The sequence below is a fragment of the Arthrobacter sp. FW306-1B-G06A genome (assembly GCF_058781765.1).
On sequence record NZ_JBYSXB010000008.1, the window covers coordinates 12,339 to 34,862 of the forward strand.

General features: G+C 64.1%; 18 protein-coding genes. 11 read left to right on the forward strand and 7 right to left on the reverse strand.

All coding sequences use genetic code 11. From position 1 onward, the window contains the following. Nucleotides 1-67: 67 nt before the first annotated feature. Nucleotides 68-244 (reverse strand): hypothetical protein, encoded by a 177-nt coding sequence (locus AC3WJM_RS05910; RefSeq protein ID WP_172465634.1) that lies wholly within the window; start codon nt 242-244, stop codon nt 68-70. Between the two features lie 416 nt (nt 245-660). Here AC3WJM_RS05910 and pucL point away from each other — a divergent pair, with 416 nt between their 5' ends. The 4 genes from pucL to AC3WJM_RS05930 all read left to right on the forward strand — a co-directional run bounded on the left by pucL (nt 661) and on the right by AC3WJM_RS05930 (nt 5,857). Next, entirely contained in the window at nt 661-1,575 is a 915-nt protein-coding gene (gene pucL / locus AC3WJM_RS05915) for a factor-independent urate hydroxylase (protein ID WP_492271382.1), read from the forward strand. A gap of 130 nt (nt 1,576-1,705) precedes the next feature. Next, complete coding sequence (locus tag AC3WJM_RS05920) at nt 1,706-3,196, forward strand: nucleobase:cation symporter-2 family protein (RefSeq protein WP_492271383.1); 1,491 nt, start codon at nt 1,706-1,708, stop codon at nt 3,194-3,196. A gap of 119 nt (nt 3,197-3,315) precedes the next feature. After that, on the forward strand, nt 3,316-4,140 hold the full coding sequence (locus AC3WJM_RS05925) for a MurR/RpiR family transcriptional regulator (protein WP_306961855.1): 825 nt from the start codon (nt 3,316-3,318) through the stop codon (nt 4,138-4,140). A 154-nt stretch (nt 4,141-4,294) separates the two neighbouring features. Continuing rightward, complete coding sequence (locus tag AC3WJM_RS05930) at nt 4,295-5,857, forward strand: NCS1 family nucleobase:cation symporter-1 (protein WP_492271384.1); 1,563 nt, start codon at nt 4,295-4,297, stop codon at nt 5,855-5,857. Between the two features lie 164 nt (nt 5,858-6,021). On the opposite strand, the gene AC3WJM_RS05935 is transcribed toward AC3WJM_RS05930, so the two are convergent. Beyond that, nucleotides 6,022-6,777 carry an IclR family transcriptional regulator gene (locus AC3WJM_RS05935; protein ID WP_059389461.1) on the reverse strand — a complete coding sequence of 252 codons (756 nt, stop codon included), beginning with the start codon at nt 6,775-6,777 and terminating at the stop codon, nt 6,022-6,024. 211 nt (nt 6,778-6,988) lie between these two features. On the opposite strand from AC3WJM_RS05935, the gene AC3WJM_RS05940 reads away from it, so the two are divergent. The 6 genes from AC3WJM_RS05940 (at nt 6,989) to AC3WJM_RS05965 (ending at nt 14,942) form a co-directional block, all read left to right on the forward strand. Further along, entirely contained in the window at nt 6,989-8,413 is a 1,425-nt protein-coding gene (locus AC3WJM_RS05940) for an NAD-dependent malic enzyme (RefSeq protein WP_307053887.1), read from the forward strand. A gap of 14 nt (nt 8,414-8,427) precedes the next feature. Then, nucleotides 8,428-10,023 (forward strand): malate synthase A, encoded by a 1,596-nt coding sequence (gene aceB / locus AC3WJM_RS05945; protein ID WP_306961862.1) that lies wholly within the window; start codon nt 8,428-8,430, stop codon nt 10,021-10,023. A gap of 2 nt (nt 10,024-10,025) precedes the next feature. Beyond that, nucleotides 10,026-11,294 (forward strand): DUF6986 family protein, encoded by a 1,269-nt coding sequence (locus AC3WJM_RS05950; RefSeq protein WP_492271385.1) that lies wholly within the window; start codon nt 10,026-10,028, stop codon nt 11,292-11,294. Between the two features lie 10 nt (nt 11,295-11,304). Then, nucleotides 11,305-12,117, forward strand: a complete 813-nt coding sequence (locus AC3WJM_RS05955; protein ID WP_284753733.1) for a bifunctional allantoicase/(S)-ureidoglycine aminohydrolase — start codon at nt 11,305-11,307, stop codon at nt 12,115-12,117. Nucleotides 12,118-12,312: 195 nt separating this feature from the next. Next, nucleotides 12,313-13,527: a serine hydrolase domain-containing protein gene (locus AC3WJM_RS05960; RefSeq protein ID WP_492271386.1), complete on the forward strand. Its 1,215-nt coding sequence runs from the start codon at nt 12,313-12,315 to the stop codon at nt 13,525-13,527. 29 nt (nt 13,528-13,556) lie between these two features. Then, nucleotides 13,557-14,942, forward strand: coding sequence for an AAA family ATPase (locus AC3WJM_RS05965; RefSeq protein WP_492259598.1), 1,386 nt, complete (start codon nt 13,557-13,559; stop codon nt 14,940-14,942). Nucleotides 14,943-15,003: 61 nt separating this feature from the next. Here the strand turns inward: AC3WJM_RS05965 and AC3WJM_RS05970 are convergent, their stop codons facing one another. Together AC3WJM_RS05970 and AC3WJM_RS05975 are read right to left on the reverse strand one after the other, a co-directional pair. Beyond that, nucleotides 15,004-15,249, reverse strand: a complete 246-nt coding sequence (locus AC3WJM_RS05970; RefSeq protein WP_059389455.1) for a hypothetical protein — start codon at nt 15,247-15,249, stop codon at nt 15,004-15,006. A gap of 99 nt (nt 15,250-15,348) precedes the next feature. After that, entirely contained in the window at nt 15,349-15,996 is a 648-nt protein-coding gene (locus AC3WJM_RS05975) for an SGNH/GDSL hydrolase family protein (protein WP_492271387.1), read from the reverse strand. 430 nt (nt 15,997-16,426) lie between these two features. On the opposite strand from AC3WJM_RS05975, the gene AC3WJM_RS05980 reads away from it, so the two are divergent. After that, nucleotides 16,427-19,036 (forward strand): bifunctional lysylphosphatidylglycerol flippase/synthetase MprF, encoded by a 2,610-nt coding sequence (locus AC3WJM_RS05980; protein WP_492271388.1) that lies wholly within the window; start codon nt 16,427-16,429, stop codon nt 19,034-19,036. Here the strand turns inward: AC3WJM_RS05980 and AC3WJM_RS05985 are convergent. The 3 genes from AC3WJM_RS05985 to AC3WJM_RS05995 form a co-directional block, all read right to left on the reverse strand. After that, the gene (locus AC3WJM_RS05985; protein ID WP_492271427.1) at nt 19,016-20,848 is read right to left on the reverse strand and encodes a glycoside hydrolase family 15 protein; all 1,833 of its coding nucleotides are present in this window, start codon (nt 20,846-20,848) and stop codon (nt 19,016-19,018) included. The genes AC3WJM_RS05980 and AC3WJM_RS05985 overlap by 21 nt on opposite strands. 41 nt (nt 20,849-20,889) lie before the next feature. Beyond that, a complete protein-coding gene (locus AC3WJM_RS05990; protein WP_492271389.1) occupies nt 20,890-21,474 on the reverse strand; it encodes an adenylate kinase in 585 nt (194 codons plus the stop codon). Between the two features lie 96 nt (nt 21,475-21,570). Further along, nucleotides 21,571-22,503: a threonine/serine dehydratase gene (locus tag AC3WJM_RS05995; RefSeq protein ID WP_284989942.1), complete on the reverse strand. Its 933-nt coding sequence runs from the start codon at nt 22,501-22,503 to the stop codon at nt 21,571-21,573. Nucleotides 22,504-22,524: the final 21 nt, after the last annotated feature.

The following is a 22,524-nucleotide window of genomic DNA, read 5'->3' on the forward strand; positions in this document are numbered from 1 at the left end:
CTCCCCAGGTGCCCCCCGCCTTTTTGGCTCTATTGCGCAGAGTCCCTCATCCCCAGGGGCAGGAGCCCTAGGAACGCTGCCGGCCGAACACCGGAAGGGCACGCAACCAACGGGAGAAAGTCCCGGGCGTGCGGTCACAGTCGGCCGGAATGTAGAAGTCGGGATCCGTGGCGCCGAACGGCAGGTACAGTTCCTGGCCGGGCGCCGGGAATTCCACGACGTTGTTCTTATCCTGCGAGTCCATCTGTCCTCCTATTTCATGCGCTCAAGTTCTCCATGGCGATGCGGTTGAAGCTCTTCGTTACTTTCCACATCTTGGAAAACATTTTTTGTTATATGGAAATGGTAGAGGGGATTCCCGAACCGCGTCAAGGGGTGTCCGCGGGACCGCGCCCCCGCCGCCAACCGCCGTCGGTCACATTCGGAAAGGAGATAACGATTCTCCGGAAGTGATGTACACCACTGGCAAAGGTGGGCTACGCTTTCTTCAATTCGTGGCGCAGGTCACGTAACCTGGGAGCAGCAGGCAGGGTCGTAATGAGCTGGCATCAACGGATGCCGGCTCTTTTTTGTTGGGCCGGCTCCACCAGAAACGCGTACGAAACACGCGCTTAATTTCATTGGTGGACCTTAGGGGTTCCACCTCATAGAAGTTGGGATATGACCATGAGCAACAAGATCGTCCTCGGCGACAACCAGTACGGCAAGGCTGAAGTCCGCGTCGTCAAAGTCACCCGCGACACCGACCGCCACCAGATCGAAGACCTGAACGTCACCTCGCAATTGCGTGGCGACTTCCAGGCTGCGCACCTCCAAGGCGACAACGCACACGTCGTCGCCACGGACACCCAGAAGAACACCATCTACGCCTTTGCCCGCGACGGCATCGGCTCCCCCGAAGCCTTCCTCCTGCGCTTGAGCGAACACTTCACCTCGGGCTTTGAGTGGGTCACGGGCGGCCGTTGGGAAGCCGAGGCCTACACCTGGGAGCGCATCCAGGCACACGGCTCCGAACACGACCACAGCTTTGTCCGCAAGGGGCAGGAAGTCCGCACCGCCGTCGTGGTCCGCGAAGGCGACACAACGCACGTCATCTCGGGCCTCAAGGACCTGACCGTCCTCAAGACCACGCAGTCCGGCTTCGTCGGCTACCCCCGCGACCGGTACACCACGCTGCCCGAGACCACGGACCGCATCCTCGCCACCGACGTCTCGGCACGCTGGCGCTACAACACCGGGCTCGACGCTGCCGGGACCGACTTCAACAAGAGCTACGAGGACATCAAGGCCCTGCTCTTGGAAGGCTTCACGGAGAACTACTCCCACGCCCTGCAGCAGACCCTGTTCGACATGGGCAAGAAGGTCCTCGAGGCCCACAGCGAAGTGGACGAGATCAAGTTCTCGATGCCCAACAAGCACCACTTCCTGGTGGACCTCAGCCCGTTCGGCCTCGACAACCCCAACGAGGTCTTCTTCGCCGCCGACCGCCCGTACGGCTTGATCGAAGCCACGGTCCAGCGCGATAACACCACACCGGCCCCGGCTGCGTGGAACGGCATCGCCGGCTTCTGCTAAGCCTCTAAACACCCGCCCAACTGACTCGCATCAAATGCGAGTCAGTTGGGAGGCCATACCCAAAACCACCTTGTTAGCCAGACAACGTTAGCCAGACAAAGACGTCTGCCATGAACCAAGAAAGTCTGCCATGAACACCAAGAAGAAAACCCGCCCCGCAGGGTCCGGGCCAGCCCGCCCCGAGGACCAGCGCCTCTCGATCGGGAGCACGTTCGCCTACGGCTTCCAGCACGTCTTGACCATGTACGGCGGCATCATCGCCCCGCCGCTCATCATCGGAGCCGCCGCGGGCATGTCCTCGCAGGACATCGGCCTCCTGATCGCGGCCTGCTTGTTTGTCGGCGGCCTCGCCACCATTCTTCAGACCATCGGCATCCCGTTCTTCGGATCGCAGCTGCCGCTGGTCCAGGGCGTGTCCTTCGCCGGCGTTTCCACCATGGTGGCGATCGTCCACGGGGGCGGCGGGATCCAGGCGGTGTTCGGCTCAGTCATTGTGGCGTCCTTGATCGGCCTGGCGATCACTCCCCTCTTCTCCAAGATCATCAAATTCTTCCCGCCTGTGGTCACGGGTACCGTCATCACGACAATCGGACTGACCCTCATGCCCGTCGCAGCGAACTGGGCCATGGGCGGCAACAGTGCGGCACCCAACTACGGCAGCATGGCGAACATCGGACTCGCCGCGGCCACGATGGGAATCGTCCTGCTCCTGAGCAAGATCGGCAACGCGGCCATCTCCCGCCTGTCCATCCTCCTTGCCATGGCTATCGGGACCGTCATCGCCCTCGCCACGGGCATGGCAGATTTCTCCAAGGTCGGCCAGGGTCCGATCGTTGCCTTCCCCACTCCGTTCGCCTTCGGTGCTCCCACCTTCGAAATCGCGTCCATCGTTTCGATGCTGATCGTCATCCTGGTCACCCTGACCGAGACCTCGGCGGACATCATCGCAGTTGGCGAAATCGTGGGCACCAAGGTCGACTCCAAGCGCATCGGCAACGGACTACGCGCGGACATGCTCTCAAGCGCCGTCTCACCCCTCTTCAACTCCTTCACCCAGAGCGCCTTCGCCCAGAACGTCGGCCTCGTGGCCATCACCGGCATCAAGAGCCGCTTCGTGGTCAGCGCCGGCGGACTCATCCTGGTGGTTCTCGGCGTGCTGCCAGTCCTCGGGCGAGTAGTCGCAGCGGTTCCGACGCCCGTCCTGGGCGGCGCCGGCGTCGTACTCTTTGGAACCGTGGCCGCAAGCGGCATTCGCACGCTCTCAAAGGTGGAGTACCGCAACAACATGAACCTGATCATCGTGGCGGCATCCATCGGCTTCGGCATGATCCCGATCGCCGCCCCGAAGTTCTACGACCAGTTCCCGTCATGGTTCTCCACGATCTTCCACTCGGGCATCAGCTCGGCCGCCATCATGGCCATCCTGCTGAACGTGCTCTTCAACCACTTCAAGGCCGGCAACTCGGACAACCAGTCCGTGTTCGTGGCAGGCACGGGACGCGTGGTCACCGAATGGGACATTGCGTGCCTTGCGAACGGCGACCGTTTCGAGAACGGCAAACTGATCGACGCCGAGGGCAAGGAAGTGCCACTCACGTCGTCCACCGCCGTCGAGCACTGACGGTTCTAAAGCGCCTTTCTGCGCCGAACTGGCAGGTGTTGCCCCTCTTCCTCAGCCAAGGAATGGGGCAACACCTGCCATTTCGCGCTAGTTACGGGTCCGCGTGAGACGGTTGTTTCATGAGGATCGATGAGCGAATCGAACAACACTACTCGGAGCTTGGGCCGCAGGAGCAAAAGGCCGCGGATACCCTGCTGGACCGCTTGGGCGACCTTGCGGTCTACAACGCGGCCGAGCTCGCCCAGCTAAGCGGCGTTTCCAAGGCCACCATGAGCAGGCTCTTCCGCCGCCTGGGATTCGCCGATTTCAACGAGGTCAAGGAACACACCCGGAGCCTGAGGTCCAGCGGAGTGCCGCTCGCCAGGCAGGAGGCCGACGGCGGGATCCCCCTGCATTTGGCACAGGAGCAGCAGAACCTGGACCGCCTTTTCGATACGCTCGACGACGATCGCCTCCTCAAGGTGGCACAACAACTGGCTGAGGCCCGGAATGTCCTTCTGATCGGTTTCCGCAACAGTTTCCCTGTCGCCCTCCATTTCCGGCAGCAGCTTCTCCAGTGCCGTTCGTCGGTGGCTCTGGCCCCTCAGCCGGGCCAAAGCGTGGGCGAGGAGCTCGCCGGACTGGACGGGAACGACGTCGTGGTTCTGCTTGGATTCCGGCGCAGGCCCGACCGTTTCGACCGTGTCCTGAAGGCCGCTACCGCCACCGGCGCGAGCACCATCTTGATCGGAGACCCGAGCGCGCGCTGGCTGGCGGCCGACGCCTCCGTCTGGATCGAATGCCCCGTGGAGGGCAGCGCTGCCTTTGACAGCTATGCGTCGGCCATGAGCCTCATGAGCGTCCTCGCGAACGGCGTGTTGGCGGCGAAGGGCCGTTCAGGAAGGGATCGCGTCCGGGAAATCACCGGGCTGTTCGACTCACTGGAAGAGATCGAGCGACGGTAGTCCGAAGGCGGCCGTGCTCGGCTCGCTCGCCGGGCCCGGCGCCAAGCGTAAAGAAGAGTTAGCGGTCCGGAAACTGAACTGAAACATCTGTTCCATTGAATTGAACCAGTGAAACGACTGCCCCGGTCGTGGAAAACCCTGATTCGAGGAACCGATGGCCGAAGCACAACTCGCCCCAGAGAAGACCGGCACCCTACTTGGCCACCCGATTGATGAAGCCGCCGCACGCCGTGACCCGCGGCTCAGCAACGAAGACTTGGTGCCCCTGAACAACCAGCGCTGGAGCAGCTACAACCTGTTCGCGTTCTGGATGTCGGACGTCCATAGCATCGGCGGCTATGTGACGGCGGGCAGCCTTTTTGCCCTCGGCCTGGCGAGCTGGCAAGTGTTGGTGGCCCTGCTGGTAGGCATCGTGATTGTGCAGGTGTTTTGCAACCTCGTGGCGAAGCCCAGTCAGAAGACCGGCGTCCCCTACCCCGTGATCAACCGGGCCGTCTTCGGCGTCAAAGGTGCCAACATCCCGGCCATCATCCGCGGTCTCATCGCTGTCGCCTGGTACGGAGTGCAGACTTTCCTGGCCTCCGAAGCCCTGGTGATCGTGTTCCTCAAGTTCTTCCCGGCCATGAAGCCGTTGTACGACGTCCATCAGTACGGCTTCCTTGGCCTTTCTGCCCTGGGTTGGATTTGCTACGGAATCCTCTGGGTAGCCCAGGCCGCGTTGTTCTGGAACGGAATGGAAAGCATCCGCAAATTCATCGACTTCGCCGGACCGGCCGTCTACGTTGTCATGTTGGTTCTCGCCATCTACTTGGTATCCAAGGCCGGCGTCAGCAACATCAGCCTCAACCTCTCCGCCGGCGAACCGCTCGACTTCGCTGCGTCCATCCCGGTCATGATCTCCGCGATCGCCTTGGTGGTGTCGTATTTCTCCGGCCCCATGCTCAACTTCGGCGACTTCGCGCGTTACGGCAAGAGCTTCAAGGCCGTCAAGAAGGGCAATCTCCTGGGCTTGCCCGTCAACTTCCTGTTCTTCTCGCTGCTCACGGTCATCACGGCGTCGGCCACCACCCCGGTTTTTGGGCACCTCATCACGGACCCGGTCAAGACCGTGCAGGAAATCGATTCGGTGTTCGCCGTGCTGCTCGGCGGATTGACCTTTGTCATCGCGACCGTGGGCATCAATATCGTGGCCAACTTCATCTCGCCGGCGTTCGACTTCTCCAACGTGAGCCCGCAGAAAATCAGTTGGCGCATGGGCGGCATGATCGCCGCCGTCGGATCCGTCATCCTGACCCCGTGGAACTGGTACTCGAACGACGACGCCATCCACTACACGCTCGGCGTTCTGGGGGCGCTCATCGGCCCGCTCTTCGGCATCCTCATCGCCGGCTACTACCTCGTGGGAAAGCAGAAGGTGTGGGTTGAGGACATGTACACGATGAAGCCAAGCGGCAAGTACTGGTTCCGCAACGGCTACAACCCCAACGCGGTCAAGTCAGTGGCCATCAGCGGCGTAGTGTCGATCGCCTCGGTCCTGATTCCCAAAGCGCTCCTTGACTCCGGAGCCACCACAGTCAACGCAACTTGGATCGGCAACTACAGCTGGTTCCTCGGTTGTGCCTTGGGCCTGCTGACCTTCTGGTACTTCGAAAAGCGATCCCCCATGATCAACCTGGAGCCTAACGGCGTCGAAGTGAACGACGGCAGCCTCGCCTGAGCGCCCGCCGTCATCAAACAGAAACCGCCGGACGCTCGCTCACTTATAGGGCCAAATTCCAGGACGCTCGCTCACCAGGTGAGCGAGGGTCCGCCAAAAACCCCACATAGGTGAGCGAGCGTCCGCCAAAAACCCCACATAGGTGAGCGAGCGTCCGGGACGGATTAGTTCTGGTTCAGCTCGGCAGAGATCGCGAGGGCGGCCTCGCGCAGCAACGGCACGGCGCGGTCGGCAAAGTGCTGGTCCACGCGGGACACCGGTCCGGAAACCGAAATAGCCGTGGGCGTCGGAGCGTTGGGCACAGCCATCGCGAAGCAACGGACGCCGATTTCCTGCTCTTCCTCGTCGATCGAGTAGCCGCGTTCGCGGATCCGGTTCAAATCGGCGAGCAGGGAATCGATGTCCCCGATGCTCTTGGCCGTGGGAGTCGGCATGCCCGTGCGGGCCACGATCCCGCGGACCACTTCGTCGTCCAACTGGGCCAGGATGGCCTTGCCGACGCCGGTGTCGTGCGTATGGGCGCGGCGGCCCACCTCGGTGAACATGCGCATGGAGTGCAGGGACGGAACCTGGGCAACGTAGATGACCATGTCGGAATCCAGCACGGCCATGTTGGACGTTTCGCCGAGCCGGTCCACGAGGGACTTCAGCTGGGGGCGGGCCAGTGCTCCGAGTTGCTTATTGGCGCCTTCGCCAAGCCGGATGAGCCGGGGGCCCAGTGCGTAGCGGCGATTGGGCAGTTGCCGGATGTAGCCGAGGGACACCAAAGTGCGCAGCAGGCGGTGGATGGTGGGGAGCGGCAGGTCTGTCGACGACGACAGTTCGCTCAACGTGACGTCTCCGCCGGCGTCGGTGATGAGTTCCAGCAGTTCGAAGACGCGCTCGACGGACTGCACGCCTCCCGAGGGCTTTTCAGCCATTCCGTTGTCTCCTATGGCTCGGAATCCGACAACCCTTATCCGCATCGTGAAAAGAATTGCTTAGAACACTCAAGATACAGCACGCGACGCCGGAATGCTTGCCTGCCGATCAGGGCTTGTGTTTCCACTTTGTAGATAATAATATCCATAATACGAAAACATTCGGTTTGAGCGGAGGCCCGTTACGGGCCTTGTACGAGGAGGAAATTCAATGGCGAACCCGAGCCCCGGAAATTCGATCACCCTGCGCGTCGCCGCGCCGTCGAGCTTCACTGCCACGAGCGAGCTGGCCGCTGCGGTCGCCGCTGCCGGTGCGGCCGTCACCGCGCTGGATGTGACCGAGTCGCACCACGACACCCTGGTTGTTGACGTCACCTGCAACACCACGGACGAAGACCACGCCAACCGCGTCAAGGACGCCCTCAACGCGCTCGACGGCGTCACGGTCCAGCACGTCTCGGACCGCACCTTCCTCATGCACCTGGGCGGCAAGCTCGAGGTCGTCCCCAAGGTGGCCCTGCGCAACCGCGACGACCTTTCGCGCGCCTACACTCCCGGCGTCGCACGTGTCTGCCTCGCCATCGCCGAGGACCCGGCAGCTGCCCGCAACCTGACGGTCAAGCGGAACACCATCGCTGTCCTCACCGACGGTTCGGCCGTCCTTGGCTTGGGCAACATCGGCCCGGCCGCGGCACTGCCTGTCATGGAAGGCAAGGCCGCGCTGTTCAAGCAGTTCGCCAACGTCGACGCCTGGCCGGTCTGCCTGGACACCCAGGACACTGAAGAAATCATCATGATCGCGAAGGCCATGGCTCCGGTCTACGGCGGCATCAACCTTGAAGACATCGCAGCCCCGCGCTGCTTCGAAATCGAGAAGCGGCTCCGCGACGAGCTGGACATCCCCGTCTTCCACGACGACCAGCACGGAACGGCAATTGTCACCCTCGCGGCCCTCGTCAACGCGTTGCGCGTAGTGGACAAGAAGCTGTCCGAGGTCAAGATCGTTGTCTCCGGCGTCGGCGCTGCCGGCTCTGCGATCATCCAGCTCCTCAAGGCGCAGGGTGCGCAGCACATCGTCGCCGCCGGCCGCTCCGGCGCCATCCACTCGGGCGAAAAGTACGACGACGAGCACCGTTCCTGGATCGCCGCGAACACCAACGAGGCCGGATTCTCCGGCACGCTGCACGAAGCCCTCAAGGGTGCTGACGTTTTCATCGGCGTCAGCGCTCCGCACGTGATCGGCGAAGAGCAGGTCGCCTCGATGGCCGAGGACGCGATCGTGTTCGCCATGGCCAACCCCACCCCCGAAATCGACCCGGTGATCGCGTCCAAGCACGCAGCGGTGGTGGCCACCGGCCGGAGCGACTTCCCCAACCAGATCAACAACGTGCTGGCCTTCCCGGGCTTCTTCCGCGGACTGCTCGACGCCGGAGCATCGGACATCATCCCGGAAATGCTCGTGGCCGCGGCAGAGGCTATCGCCAACCGGGTCGCAGATGATGAACTGAATGCGAGCTACATTATCCCCAGCGTCTTCGACCCCCACGTTGCAGCCGACGTCGCCGCAGCCGTAGCAAATGCAGCAAACGCAGCAAACGCGCGGAAGCAGCAAACGCAGGCCGCTCGCGCTCTCTAGGAAAGGACCACCCCATGGCTCTCACAGTCACAGACCCCCGGCCGATCGAACGAGCCGAGGAGATCCTGACTCCCAAGGCGTTGGCCTTCGTGGAGGAACTGCACCGCCGTTTCGCGGGCACCCGCACCGAGCTCCTCGCGGCCCGCGTCGCCAAGCGCGAAGAAGTAGCCCGCACCGGCCGCCTCGACTTCCTGCCGGAAACCCAGGACATCCGCGACGGCGACTGGAAGGTCGCCGAAGCACCCGTGGCCCTGCAGGACCGCCGGGTCGAGATGACCGGCCCGGCCTCCCCGGCCAAGATGGCCATCAATGCCCTGAACTCCGGCGCCAAGGTGTGGCTCGCCGACCTCGAGGACGCCAGCACCCCGACGTGGGCGAACGTCATCGACGCCATCCTGAACCTCCGCGACGCAGCCCAGGGCACCCTGAGCTACACCTCCCCGGAGGGCAAGGAATACCGGCTCCGCACGGACGCGCCGCTCGCCGTCGTCGTCGCCCGCCCCCGCGGCTGGCACATGGACGAACGGCACCTGCTGCTCGACGGCGAACCGACCGTGGGCGCGCTGGTGGACTTCGGCCTGCACTTCTTCCACGTCGCCAAGCAGCTCCTGCTCAACGGCCACGGCCCGTACTACTACCTGCCCAAGATGGAAAGCCACCTCGAGGCCCGGCTGTGGAACGACATCTTCGTCTTCGCCCAGGACTACCTCGGCATCCCGCAGGGCAGCGTACGCGCCACCATGCTGATCGAAACCATTCCGGCCGCGTTCGAAATGGACGAGTTCCTCTACGAACTGCGCGACCACGCGTCCGGCCTGAACGCCGGCCGTTGGGACTACCTGTTCAGCATCGTGAAGTACTTCCGCGACGCCGGCGAGTCCTTCATCCTGCCGGACCGCGCGTCCGTGGTCATGACGGCCCCGTTCATGCGCGCCTATACGGAACTGCTGGTCAAGACCTGCCACAAGCGCGGCGCCTTCGCCATGGGCGGCATGGCTGCCGTCATCCCGAACCGCCGCGAACCCGAAGTCACAGCCCAGGCCTTCGAGAAGGTCCGCGCGGACAAGACCCGCGAGGCGAACGACGGTTTCGATGGTTCCTGGGTGGCCCACCCGGACCTCGTCTCCACGTGCCGCGAAGTGTTCGACTCCGTGCTCGGCGACAAGCCGAACCAGCTGGACAAGCAGCGCCCGGAGGTCTCCGTGACCGCCGATCAGCTGCTGGACATCTCCTCCGCCGGTGGCCACGTGACCGAGGCGGGGCTTCGCTTGAACCTCTACGTCGCCGTCGCGTACACCGCGGTGTGGCTTTCGGGCAGCGGCGCCGTTGCCATCCACAACCTCATGGAAGACGCCGCCACGGCGGAAATCTCCCGTTCCCAGGTGTGGCAGCAGATCCGCAACAAGTCGGTCCTGGCCGACACCGGCAACACGGTCACCCGCGAGCTGGTCACCCGGATCCTCGGCGAAGAGACCGACCGCCTGCGCAGCGAGGTCGACGCCGAGTCCTTCGAGAAGTTCTACGAGCCGGCGAGCCGCCTGATCGCGGACATCTGTCTCTCCGAGGACTACACGGACTTCCTCACCACTCCCGCCTACGAGCTGGTGTAGGAATGGCCGCATCCTCCTTCTCGGCGGCAGATCTTGCCGCGATCGACTCCCAACTGGCCGCCACTGACCAGTTGCTGGAGCGCAATTACCCCGGCGACGACGGCACCCGCCAGCCCGTGCACACGGTGTACGTCCCGGCGGACCGTTTCACGCCGTCGCTGTCGGCTGAATGGGGCGCCCAGGCAATCACGACGGCGGAGGCCCACGGCGGTCTCGAAAGGCTCGGTACGTTGCTGGGCCAGGAGCCCGAACTGGCTGCCGCCGTCGCCACCCGTGTGGCTGCCAAGTTGCGCAGTGAACCGATCGAGGACTTGCGCCTCGACTTCGAGGACGGCTACGGCGACCGGGGCGACGAAGCAGAAGACGTCGCGGCCGTAGCGGCTGCCCAGGCTGTCAGCGAAGCCGTTGCCGCGGGGTCCGCGCCGCCGTTCATCGGCATCCGGTTCAAGTGTTTCGAGGCCCCCACCCGGGCACGTGGCCTGAAGACCCTGGACCTGTTCGTCTCCACTTTGGCCTCGGCCGGAGAACTGCCCGAGGGACTCATCCTGACCCTGCCGAAGGTCACCACGGTGGCCCAGGTGCAGGCCATGGACTTCGCGGTCTCCCGACTGGAGGAGATCCACACGCTCCCGGCGGGCCGGCTCCGTTTCGAAGTCCAGGTGGAGACGCCGCAACTGATCCTCGGCCCGGAGGGGACCTCTCCCGTGGCCCAGCTTCCGCACGCAGTTCCGGGCCGCATCAGCGCATTGCATTACGGCACCTACGACTACTCGGCTTCGTTGCAGATCTCCGCGGAGTACCAGTCCATGGAGCACCCGGTGGCGGATTTCGCGAAGGAAGTCATGCAGTTGGCCGTTGCGGGAACGGGCATCCGGCTCTCCGACGGCTCCACCAACATCATCCCGGTGGGCGACAACGTGGAAAACGCGTGGAAGCTGCACGGCCGTTTGGTCCGCCGCTCCCTTGAACGCGGCTATTACCAGGGCTGGGACCTGCATGCTGCCCAGTTGCCGAGCCGTTTCGCCGCAACGTATGCCTTCTACCGCGAGGGCCTGCCGGCCGCGGCGGCCCGCCTGCGCAACTACGTGGAGCGCACCGAAGGCGGCGTCATGGACGAACCCGCCACCGCCCGGGCCCTGGCCGCTTTCGTCCTGCGCGGCGTCCAGTGTGGAGCGGTAGGTGCCGAAGAAGTGCTGGCGCTTGCCGGCGTCGAACTCCCCCGGCTGACTGCACTGGCGCATCCGCGGCTCGCACACACCACCTCCAAGTAAGGATCCAATGATGGGCAAGTACTACTATCCCCAGGGCGGCCTGCCGCCCCAGACCCACCTCACCACCGAACGCGCAATCGTCACGGAGGCCTACACGGTCATCCCCAAGGGCGTGCTGACCGACATCGTAACCAGCAACCTGCCGGGCTTCTCGAACACGCGTTCCTGGATCATTGCCCGCCCTATCTCCGGATTCGCCACCACGTTTTCCCAGCTGATCGTTGAGATCGGCCCGGGTGGCGGCGCTCCCAAGGCAGAGTTCGAGGCCGGCGTCGAAGGCGTCGTCTTCGTCACCAAGGGCAAGGTCAACCTGACCCTCGACGGCGAACTGCACCAGCTCGAGGAGGGCGGCTACGCCTACCTCGCTGCCGGTTCCAACTGGGGCCTTGAGAACGTCTCGGACGACATCGTCTCCTTCCACTGGATCCGCAAGGCCTACGAGCGCCTTGAGGGCTATGAAGCCAAGTCCTTTGTCACGAGCGACGACGAAGTTGAGGCCGGGGAAATGCCGGACGTCAACGGCGTCTGGGCAACCACACGCTTCGCGGACCCCAACGACCTGGCCCACGACATGCACGTGAACATCGTGACGTTCCAGCCCGGCGGGGTCATCCCGTTCCCGGAAACCCACGTCATGGAACACGGCCTGTACGTCCTGGAGGGCAAGGGCATGTACCTGCTCAACAATGACTGGGTCGAAGTGGAGGCGGGAGACTTCATGTGGCTGCGCGCCTTCTGCCCGCAGGCCTGCTACGCCGGCGGCCCGGGTCCGTTCCGCTACCTGCTTTACAAGGACGTCAACCGTCAGGTCAAGCTGACCTAAGGCACTCCTTTCCCAACTGACTCGCAGTTAATGTCGTTATGAGCGCTCATAACGACACCTACTGCGAGTTAGTTGGGTTTGGGGCCGCGCCCGCGTTTTCGGCGTTGACCCCCTCGCTTCCGAAGAGGACGATCGAAACTACGGGGGCAAGGGCGCCTGGCCCGTTGCCCCGCAGCATAGCTTCAGGAGGCAGCCATGGAGGCGGCGCGGGCCTCTCGGACTTCCCGCGTATCCCGGACTTCGCGGCGAGCGCGGATGGCCGTCGTCCTGGCTCTGATCCTGGCGTCCGGTTCATGCACCTACCCTCTGACGGCTGAACCCCCGGCGAGTACCTCGTCGTCCGATTCGCAAGGGGCAGTACCCGAATCCCCCGTTGCGGATTTCTTCGCGCATGAAATGCTCAACCGGGGCGCGCCGGCCGTCGTCGTCCAGATCAAAGTCCGGGGCCGCGAATGGTCCCAGGCGTACGGCAGCCAAGACGTCGAGACCGGCGAACCGGTGGCCGTGACCGACCGGATCCAGGCCGGAGGCATCACCCAGTCCATGGTGGCGGTCTCGGTGCTCAAGCTGGTCCAGGAAGGAAAGCTGGGCCTCGAGGACCCTGTCACTCAGTACTTCCCGGAATTCGGGCAGCTCGTCCATCCGCTGGGCCCCGTCACAGTCCGCTCCCTGTTGAACCACAGCTCCGGCCTGCCCGACGCGTCTGTTGCCATCCTGGATGCCATGCCGACCAAGCGGGCCATCGACACGAGGTTCAGCATCGAGGACTACCTCCGCATGGCCGGGACCGTGCCGTGGACGCACGCGAACTTCCAGCTGTTCCGCTTCTCGGATGCGAACTACTTTGCCCTGGCCGCGATAGTACAGAAGCTCCGCGGCCGGCCGATCGGCGATGTCCTGAAGTCAGATATCTTCGTGCCGCTGGGAATGAGCCACACCTCGCTGGCATCCGAACCTGACCGGGATGCGCGCGACATGATCCAGAGCTATGAATTCATCGACGGCGAGCGCGTCAACGCCTCGCAGCCGGAGTATCTCGTCGGTTCCCCCGCAGAGGGCGTCATCTCCACGGTGGGCGATATCAACACGTTCTACGCAGCGCTCATGCAGGGCAGGCTCCTCACGGCGAGCACCCTCCGCGACATGCAAACCCTATGGCAGGAGAACCACGGACTCGGGCTGCAGCGGTGGAATGACGAATGCACGAACGGCTTCTACTACGGCTACGGCGGGAGCACCTGGTTTGCGAGCATCGCGTTGTCCACGAGCGACGGGAGCCGCCAGATAGCCATGAGCTTCGCCTATCCATCCGACACGGACAAACACATTGAATCGACGGATGGCAGCGGCCAAGCGGAGTTCGAGCAGCTCCGGCAGGTGGCCATCGCCACCATGAACGGGCTGTGCTGAGTCACGACGCATCCTGCTAGGGTCTGTGCATGGATGAAAAATTGGGGAAATTCATCGAGGACTTCGGAACACTGACAAGGCTCTCCCAGCTTGGCTTTGACCATGGCGACGACGGCGAACAACTTCTACAGGCACTGACCGGGCACCTCGCGGTTCCCGCCCATGAACTGTCCGTCGTGACGGAGGAGATCCCGCAGCACCGTCTGGTGGATGTGGACATCGTGATGGAAGGGCTGGCCGGCCGCGACCCCGAGCGGCGGCTGGTAGGAATCGGCGGCGGCGATCAGCGCCACCACATGTCTTTCAGCGACATGTTGCAGCAATCCCGCAGCTACCCGAGGTTTCCCCTCAGCCAGCCGGACTACAGCAACCTGGCCACCGGTCCGGACCAACAGCGCCAGGCCGTTGCGCTGGGGCTCTGGCTCTTCAGCTACGCCGGATCGCCCATAGCGGTCCTCCAACGTGGTGCCAAGATCGAGCGTGGCCGGCAGACTGCGTCGCTCGAAGTCCTGGCCACCCACCCTGCCGTCGCGTCGAGGTTCCTGGCCGAGGTGCGGCGCGAAATGGAGCACAAGAGCGTTTTCAAAGGCCAAGTCATCTCGCTCTCCGTCAGCGACTACGGGCCGGGCATCAGCGGAGTGACCTTCATCCGGCGGCCGCAGCTCGCCAACAGTGACGTGGTCCTTCCGGACGGGCTCCTCAGCAAGGTGGAGAGCCACACCCTTGGCATCGCACGGCAAGCGGACATCCTTGCGGCACACGGTCAGCATCTCAAACGCGGCCTCCTACTCTATGGAGCGCCCGGGACGGGCAAGACGCACACGGTCCGGTACCTGCTGAGCCAAAGCGAAGGTACGACGGCGGTGCTCCTCTCGGGCGGCTCACTCGCCAGAATTTCCGAGGCGGCCAAGATCGCGCGGGCCTTGGCGCCGTCCATCGTGGTGTTGGAGGATTGCGATCTGATCGCCGAGGACCGCAGCTTCGGCCACGGGCCCAAACCGTTGCTCTTCGAGGTACTCGACGCCATGGACGGGCTGGACAACGACGCCGACGTCGCGTTCGTTCTGACCACCAACCGGGTGGAACTTTTGGAACGGGCCCTCGCCCAGCGGCCAGGACGCGTGGACCTGGCAGTGGAAATCCCGCTTCCGTCCAAGCACGAGCGGGTGGAACTTCTGCGGCTGTATTCCAACGGAATCGCGTTCTCCGCCTCGGCGATCGAAGCCGCGGCAGGCCGGACCGCCGGCACCACGGCGTCGTTCGCGAAGGAGCTGATCCGACGCTCGGTGGTCGCCGCCGCGCTGGCAGACGAGACTCCCGGAGACCCGCACCTGGGCACCGCGGTGGGACAGCTCATGGCCGACGGCGAGGCCCTGACTCGTAGCCTGCTCGGAAGCAACGGGAGCGCGGAGTAACCACGTTGTCAATCGTGAGCACTGTCCTTGGCGCCAGGGTCAATCCGGCGACAGGAATCACTCAGGCCGGAGACTTCTCCTGTTCGGGTTCCTGGTCGGCGGGTGTCCACGTGAGCTTGACCGTGGCTCCGTCGTTGTTCTCGTCGATCCTCAAGCGCAGTTCCTCGCCATAGAGGAACTCGTGTTCAAAATGCCGTCCGTCAATGCGCGCCGCATCCAGGAGCTTTGTCATCGCCGTTGCCATCGCCCGGCCCCAGTCATGCGGATTCTTGCTGGACGCGTCTTCAAGGGCTGAATAGCTGACCATAGATCAATTGTTCTCCGGCTCGCGACGTTCTGCCAGACCTCGGTCCGGTCCGGACACTAGCCGGAAGCAGTTTCCGGCTTCCTCCGGTGGCCGCAACTCTTATGATGCACTCCTCGGGCCCGGCTGCAGGCTAAGTCCCGCTGCGGCCATGTCCGCCGCGAGTACACCGGTGAGTTTGGCGTGCCCGGCAGCGTTCAAGTGGACGCCGTCCACCAAGTCCCCGGCAACCTGGTATTTGCTGATCCAGTCGCCGACGCTAAAGAACGGAGCACCGGCCTTGGCCGCAATATTGCCCAGCAACGCGTCAACCTCGGTGCGGCGCCCCCCGCCCGCGTTGGCACCCCTGGCAAGGGTTCCGATCATCACGAGCTTCGCCTGCGGGTACCTCTTTTTGAGGGCGGCGAGGAGCCTGTTGGCGTTGGCCGTGATCTGCTCGTCGCTGGCGTTGTGGGAGGCATCGTTGCCTCCACCTTCGACAACGATCAGCGGCGGCGTCCCGTAGGGCAGGACCCAGTCTCCGCGCTGCAGCGCGTCGATATAGTTTCCGCTGCTGCTCGTCGCGGCGACGTATCCTGTACCGCCCCGGGCCACGGAGTACACCTTGTAACCAAGCGAGCCCAAAGCCCCCCGCGGCCATGAGCCCAGGGGCTCAGACTGGGAGTCCCCGATGAGGACGGCGGTGTGCCGGACGTCCGAGAGGATGATTTCGTTCCGGTTGTTGCTGGGGTTCTTGTACAAGGACCCCACGGGAAGCTTTGACGGATCTTGTCCGGACTCAGGTTTCTTGGGACTCTGGCCCGCTGCGGCTGGACTACCCGAGGGTGCAACGGGTGCCGCTGTCTGCCTGCCGCTGGATGAGTCGCCCGGTTCAGCAGGCGCCTGCGAACAGCCTGCCAAAAGTACTCCGGCGGCGATCATGGCTGCGGCGGAGCGGAATATGCGAGATTTGTGCATCGGCCTGTCCCGGGCTTGCTTTCTGTTCGTTTTAGCGCTGTACAAGCAACTTTCCATTGCTCATAGACCGGTGGCGGAACGAGCCGACAGCCTGCCTACGTCGGAGTCTATTGGATCGGGACGGGGAAGGTCACGGCGAGGTGGGAATTATCCTCGCCGGATGGCCGGTGTGGAAGAATTTCATTTCGCACCCCCATCATTCCGACGCACAGATAGGAACCACGTGCACGCACCGGCGCCCGAGCCGGACACCCGCTCCGTCCCCGATGTCCGTTCGCGGCGATCATGGACGGAAAGACTGCGCTCAGCGCAGCTCACGTTGGGATTTGTCATCGTTTTCTGGGGATTGGGAGCGCTGACCTCCAGCCTCGCCACGGGGCCGGACGCTCAATTGCGGCTCAATTTCGCACTGACGCCTCGCTCCGTACCTGATCACTGGTGGGCCGCGGCGACGTCCGCCTTCTGGGCCAGGGACCTGACGGGCTATGTGCTGGAAACTGCTTTGGTGCTGCTGCTGGGCCTCCCGCTGGAACGCCGGATGGGACAGCGGGCGTACGCAATCGCTGCGGTCTCCAGCCAGATTCTGGGCGTGGGCATTGCCCTGGGATTCCTTGCCTTGGCCCAAGGCTTGCTCGGTAACTGGACAGCCGAGATAGGCAGCCACCTCTTCGTGGGTCCGAGTGCGTTCATCATCGGTACCGCCATGGCGGGTACTGCGTCCATGGCAACCCTGTGGAGGCGCCGGATCCGGCTTGTCGTCTTCGCCTTGTTGCTCCTCCTGGCCCTCTACAGCGGAGGGTTTGCGGACTTGGTCAGGCTCGGCGCCGCAACCGCGGGCACGGTTCTCGGGCCCCTGCTCATGGGCCGCCGGCCGCGGTTTGCACGCCCGGTCAGTTCCCGGCACGAAGGCCGGGTGCTCCTTTCGCTTCTCCTTGCCGCATCGGCGATCGGTCCGGTAGTCGCCGGCCTCATCCCGCATGCGGTGGGGCCGTTGTCCATCCTGCGTTTCCTGTTCACCAACATCCAGCCTGTCGATCCCCAAGCACTCCAGAACGTCTGCTCCGATCCGGCGCAAGCGAAGGACTGTGCGGTCGCGCAGTTGCAATTACGTGCCGGGGCCGGTGGAATCTTCATGGCCATCCTTCCGTCTTTCCTCTTGCTGCTGCTTGCGGAGGGCCTGCGCCGCGGACGGCGCTTTGCCTGGGTGGGGACCCTTTTGATCCAGGTGGGGCTTTCCGTTCTCGCCGGAATCGCACTCGCCGGAGTCTTGCAGCAGACTACTTCAGACACCGGCGCCAGCGAGGGGATTGTCGCAATCGAAGGATCGGCTTCCTCGCAGCCGTTCACTTTTGCCTTGCCGCTGCTCCTGCCCCTTGCGCTGACCATCATTCTGCTCGCGACCCGGCGCTTGTTTCATGTCCAGGCCCCTAAAGGGACCTACCGGCGCCTCGCGGTCCGTGTACTTGCGATGGCTGCCGTGCTCAGTGCCGTCTATGTCGGCGCCGGCCTCTTGCTCGCCCAGGACTTCTCCCCCGTTCCGGGACTACCGGAACTACTGGCGGATGTCCCGGACCGCTTCCTTCCGCTGGGCTTCGTCCTGGATGTTCCCCCGGCGATCTTCCCCCAAGGCACGGCCGCCGTTCTCGTGTACGAGGGCGTCGGCGTCGTCTTTTGGGCGGTCGCCGGTGTCCTGATCTTCAGGACCTTCCTCCACCAGGCCCACACCCGGCACGACGCCAGTACGGAGCGTGCCCGGAAAGTCATCAAGACGTGGGAGGGAAGCTCACTGTCCTGGATGACCACGTGGCCGGGAAACATGTACTGGTTCTCCCCTTCCGGGCAGTCCTTCGTTGCCTACCGCGTAAGCACGGGGGTCGCGCTCACGCTCGGCGGCCCGGTGGGACCCACCTCCGAGAAAACCGCCGTCTTCGAAGAGTTTGCCCGTTATTGCAGGGGCAACGGGTGGACGCCATGTTTCTACTCGGTGCCCCAAGAGTTGCGCGACCATGCGGATTCCGCCGGATGGAGCTCTGCGCAGGTAGCCCAGGAAACGGTCCTGCCATTGCATTCGGTCTCCTTCAAGGGAAAGAAGTTCCAGGACATCCGTACGGCGTTGAACAACGCATCGAAGGCGGGCATCCGCTACGAATGGACGAGCTACGCCTCGGCTCCCTTCTCGGTCCAGGTCCAGATCGAGGAAATCTCCGAAGAATGGGTGGCAGACAGGAACATGCCCGAAATGGGCTTTACCTTGGGCAGCCTCGACGAACTCGACGATCCGGAGGTGCGCTGCCTCCTTGCAATCGACAAACGCCACACGGTCCACGCAGTCACCTCTTGGCTGCCTGTATACCGCAACGGTCACATCGTCGGCTGGACCCTCGATTTCATGCGTCGCCGTAGCGGCGGCTTCCGGGCCAGCATCGAATTCCTCATCGCGTCCGCGGCCCTCAGCCTCAAGGATGAAGGATGCGAATTCGTGAGCCTCTCCGGTGCGCCTCTGGCTCGGGCCGAAGAGGACCCTTCCGAGATGCCTCGCCCGAAGCCGCGATCCCGCCCTCCCGGCAACCTCGACCGCCTGCTCGACTGGTTGGGGGCGACATTGGAACCGGTCTACGGATTCCGGTCCCTCTTGGCATTCAAAGCAAAATTCCGGCCGCGATACGAGCCGCTCTACATGCTCTACCCCGACGCCGCTTCCCTGCCTGCCGTTGGGACCGCAGTGGCACGGGCCTACCTGCCAACGCTCAATCTCGGAGCGGGCCTGGCCTTGGCAGGCCGGATCTTCCGATGGCCCAAGCGCTCCGGAACGTCAGGGCGAAACCGCTCCTGAGGCCGACGACGGCTCTTGCGCCTCTGCCGAAGCGCCCGACGCCGGGACCCCGCCGATCGGGACATTGCTGTGGTGCGCTTTGCCGTGGTGAAGTTGCAAGGCGCTGAGCACCAAACCGAAATGGCTGAAGGCCTGGGGAGTATTGCCAAGTTGCCGGCCCGCGTGTGCGTCCCATTCTTCGCTCAACAGGCCCACGTCATTGCGCAGGGCCAGGAGCCTCTCGAAGAGGGCTGTCGCCTCTGCCCGGCGCCCGGCGCCCAAGAGTGCGTCCACCATCCAGAAGGAACACGCAAGGAAGACGCCCTCACCGCCCGGCAGTCCGTCGTTGCTGTCTTGCGGGCGGTAGCGCAGCACAAAGCCGTCTTCGGTCAGCTCACGCTGGATGGCGTCAATGGTGCCGATTACGCGCGGATCGTCGTGCGGCAGGAAGCCCACCTTGGGGATGAGGAGAAGGCTCGCGTCCAGCTCCTTGCTCCCGTAGGACTGGACGAACGTGTTGCGCTCCGCGTCGAATCCGTGGGTCATGACTTCGTCGTGGATGGTGTCCCGCAAAGCCTCCCAGCGATCCAGCGGACCGGGCATCCCGGATTCACGGATTCCGCGGACCATGCGGTCCGCCGCAACCCAGGCCATCACCTTTGAATGCACGAAGTGGCGCCGCGGGCCACGTACTTCCCAGAGCCCGTTGTCCGGCTTGTCCCACGTGCTCTCAAGGTGGCGCATGAGGGCGGTCTGGATGGCCCAGGACTCATCGCCGACGGTCATCAGCGATGCCCGGGTCAGGGACAGGCAGTCCAGGACTTCTCCCCAGACGTCCAGCTGGAGCTGCTCCGCTGCCGCATTCCCGATGCGCACCGGTTTCGAACCCTGGTATCCGGAAAGCCACGTCAGCTCCGTCTCGGGCAAGCGCCGGCGACCGTGCAGGCTGTACATGATCTGGAGGTCGGCCGGGTCGCCTGCCACTGCGCGGAGTAGCCAATCCCGCCACGCGCTGGCCTCCTCGGTATAGCCCGCGGCCAGGAAGGCTTGAAGGGTTAGCGTGGCATCACGCAGCCAGCAATAACGGTAGTCCCAGTTCCGCGGTCCGCCGATCTGTTCGGGGAGCGAAGTAGTGGCGGCGGCAACGATGCCCCCGGTTGGCGCATAGGTGAGGGCCTTCAGCGTGATCAAGGAACGCTGGACGGCTTTCCGGTACGGCCCCCGGACGTTGCAACGCTTGGACCAATCCGTCCAGAATGCCGACGTGTCTTCGAGGGCGATATCCGCCTCGACGGTGCGGGGCCGCCGTTCGTGGCTGGGAGCCCACGTCAGGACGAAGGGCACGTGGTCACCGGCGTTCACCGTGAACTCGCTGACCGTGGTGAAGTCCTTGCCTACCAACGGCGCAGGGGTCTTGAGGTAGACGGAGTCCGGACCGGCAACCGCGCGGAGGCCGTGCCTGTCGCGGCGCACCCAGGGCACCACGTGCCCATAGTCGAACCTCAGGATCAGCTCCCCGCGCATCTTGACCGTCCCGCGGATCCCTTCCACCACGCGCACGATGTCCGCGACGGCGTCGCGCGGCGGCATGAAATCGATGACCCGGACGTGCCCTTCTTTGGTTTCCCACTCTGTTTCCAGGATGAGGGTCCCGTCCCGGTACTGGCGGCGCGTGCAAATTCCCCCGGCTTCAGGTGCCAGGAGCCAACGCCCCGCTTGGGGGGAATCCAGGAGCGCGGCGAAGCACGCCGGCGAATCGAAGCGCGGGAGGCACAGCCAGTCTATGGAGCCCGCCGTGCTGACCAGGGCTGCGGTGTGCAGGTCCCCGATCATCGCATAGTCTTCGATTCTTTGGCCGGTAGGCGGTTGACCGTTCACTGTCCCTTTCCTAGTGCTGATTCAATGGCGGCTATGGCCTTGGCCGTGATCTCTTCCCGCAGGCCGGAGCCATCCACGGCGAGGACTATCCCACGCTCGGAGTACCGCTCCACCACAGCCTGTGTCTCGTTGCGGTAGAGCTCCAGGCGACGCCGGATCACCGGCGCCGTGTCATCGCTTCGGCCCTGCTCCTGCGCCCTGCGGAGCATTCGCGCAACGAGCTCGTCGTCGTCGACCGCCAGTTCGACGACGGCATCCAGCTGCTGCTGGTTGCCGGCCAGAATGCCGTCCAAAGCCTCGATCTGCGCCGTGGTGCGGGGATATCCGTCAAGGAGAAATCCTGCCAGGACGTCGGTGTTGCCAAGCCTCTGGCGGATCATGGCGTTGGTGACGTGATCCGGCACGAATTCGCCGCTGTCCATGTACTTGCTGGCCTCGGCTCCGAGTTCCGTCTTGCCGCCGACGTGCGCGCGGAAGATGTCTCCCGTGGAAATGGCAGGTATGCCGAAATGACCGGCGATGTGCTCAGCCTGGGTACCTTTGCCCGAGCCAGGAGGGCCCATGATGATCAATCGCGTCATGATACTGTCCGTTCGTGAAGCGGTTTGCGTGCCCCGGCATTGTGGCTCGAGCTTAGCAACTGTGGAGCGCTCGCGGCAGGGCCAAGGCAGCCTGCTTCAGACCGTCGCGGGGTCGGTGTTGGCACCGCACAGGATCACGGCCACCCGTTCCCCTGCTGCCGGAACATACGCTCCGGAGTTCACGGCCGCGAAAGCGGCGGCTGCGCCATGTTCCACGACAATCCGGTACTGCTCCCAGAGCAGTGAGCGCGCCGCGGCGATGTCGTCGTCGGACACCAGGACCGTCCGGACGCCTGTGCGGACGGCCACCTCGAAACCGATCCTGCCGATCTGCCGGGCACCCAGGGAATCCGCGGCGATCCCGGAGACGGCCACATCAACAGGTTCCCCTGCAGCGAGGGCCGAATAGAGGGTGGGAGCGTTGTCCGGCTCGACTCCGACAACCCTGGCGTGACCTTCGACGGCGGCCGCGATTCCTGCCATGAGCCCGCCGCCTCCAACGGCCACTACAACGGTGTCCACCTCTCCCAGCTGTTCCAGCAGCTCCGAGCCGACAGTGCCGGCGCCGGCGGCGATTTCTGCTTGGTCGTAGGCATGGCAGTAGACGGCGCCGGTTTCCGCGGCGTAGTCCAGGGCGGCCTCAAACGCTTCGGCGTATTCGCTGCCGCGCTGGACCACCGAGGCTCCGCTGGCCTTGAGCTTCTTGACCTTCACGGCAGGTGCGGTTTCGGGGACAAAAACGGTTGCGGGCACTCCGAGTTGCGCCGCGGCGTAGGCATTCGCAAGCCCTGCGTTGCCTCCCGAGGCGACGACGATTCCAACATTGTCCTTCAGCTCGCCGCGCTCCCGGGCGGCAAGCACGCGGTTGAAGGCACCCCTCGCCTTGAACGTCCCGGTGTGCTGCATGAACTCGCATTTGAACCACAATTGCCCTGGCACCGTCCCGGCATCCGCCTCGAAAACGGGCGTGCGGCGGACCCTCCCCGCAATCCGGGCGGCAGCTTCATCGACGTCGACGCGTGTGATCATGGTAGGTCCTCGTTCCGTGCA

Excerpts from the sequence above, each read along its gene's own strand:
- AC3WJM_RS05910 (WP_172465634.1), bottom strand. The coding sequence starts at position 244 with ATGGACTCGCAGGATAAGAACAACGTCGTGGAATTCCCGGCGCCCGGC.
- AC3WJM_RS05955 (WP_284753733.1), top strand. The coding sequence starts at position 11,305 with ATGGGCAAGTACTACTATCCCCAGGGCGGCCTGCCGCCCCAGACCCAC.
- AC3WJM_RS05960 (WP_492271386.1), top strand. The coding sequence starts at position 12,313 with ATGGAGGCGGCGCGGGCCTCTCGGACTTCCCGCGTATCCCGGACTTCG.
- aceB (WP_306961862.1), top strand. The coding sequence starts at position 8,428 with ATGGCTCTCACAGTCACAGACCCCCGGCCGATCGAACGAGCCGAGGAG.
- AC3WJM_RS05985 (WP_492271427.1), bottom strand. The coding sequence starts at position 20,848 with ATGATCGGGGACCTGCACACCGCAGCCCTGGTCAGCACGGCGGGCTCC.
- AC3WJM_RS05990 (WP_492271389.1), bottom strand. The coding sequence starts at position 21,474 with ATGACGCGATTGATCATCATGGGCCCTCCTGGCTCGGGCAAAGGTACC.
- AC3WJM_RS05935 (WP_059389461.1), bottom strand. The coding sequence starts at position 6,777 with ATGGCTGAAAAGCCCTCGGGAGGCGTGCAGTCCGTCGAGCGCGTCTTC.
- AC3WJM_RS05950 (WP_492271385.1), top strand. The coding sequence starts at position 10,026 with ATGGCCGCATCCTCCTTCTCGGCGGCAGATCTTGCCGCGATCGACTCC.
- AC3WJM_RS05930 (WP_492271384.1), top strand. The coding sequence starts at position 4,295 with ATGGCCGAAGCACAACTCGCCCCAGAGAAGACCGGCACCCTACTTGGC.
- AC3WJM_RS05995 (WP_284989942.1), bottom strand. The coding sequence starts at position 22,503 with ATGATCACACGCGTCGACGTCGATGAAGCTGCCGCCCGGATTGCGGGG.
- AC3WJM_RS05940 (WP_307053887.1), top strand. The coding sequence starts at position 6,989 with ATGGCGAACCCGAGCCCCGGAAATTCGATCACCCTGCGCGTCGCCGCG.
- AC3WJM_RS05965 (WP_492259598.1), top strand. The coding sequence starts at position 13,557 with ATGGATGAAAAATTGGGGAAATTCATCGAGGACTTCGGAACACTGACA.
- pucL (WP_492271382.1), top strand. The coding sequence starts at position 661 with ATGACCATGAGCAACAAGATCGTCCTCGGCGACAACCAGTACGGCAAG.
- AC3WJM_RS05920 (WP_492271383.1), top strand. The coding sequence starts at position 1,706 with ATGAACACCAAGAAGAAAACCCGCCCCGCAGGGTCCGGGCCAGCCCGC.
- AC3WJM_RS05925 (WP_306961855.1), top strand. The coding sequence starts at position 3,316 with ATGAGGATCGATGAGCGAATCGAACAACACTACTCGGAGCTTGGGCCG.
- AC3WJM_RS05970 (WP_059389455.1), bottom strand. The coding sequence starts at position 15,249 with ATGGTCAGCTATTCAGCCCTTGAAGACGCGTCCAGCAAGAATCCGCAT.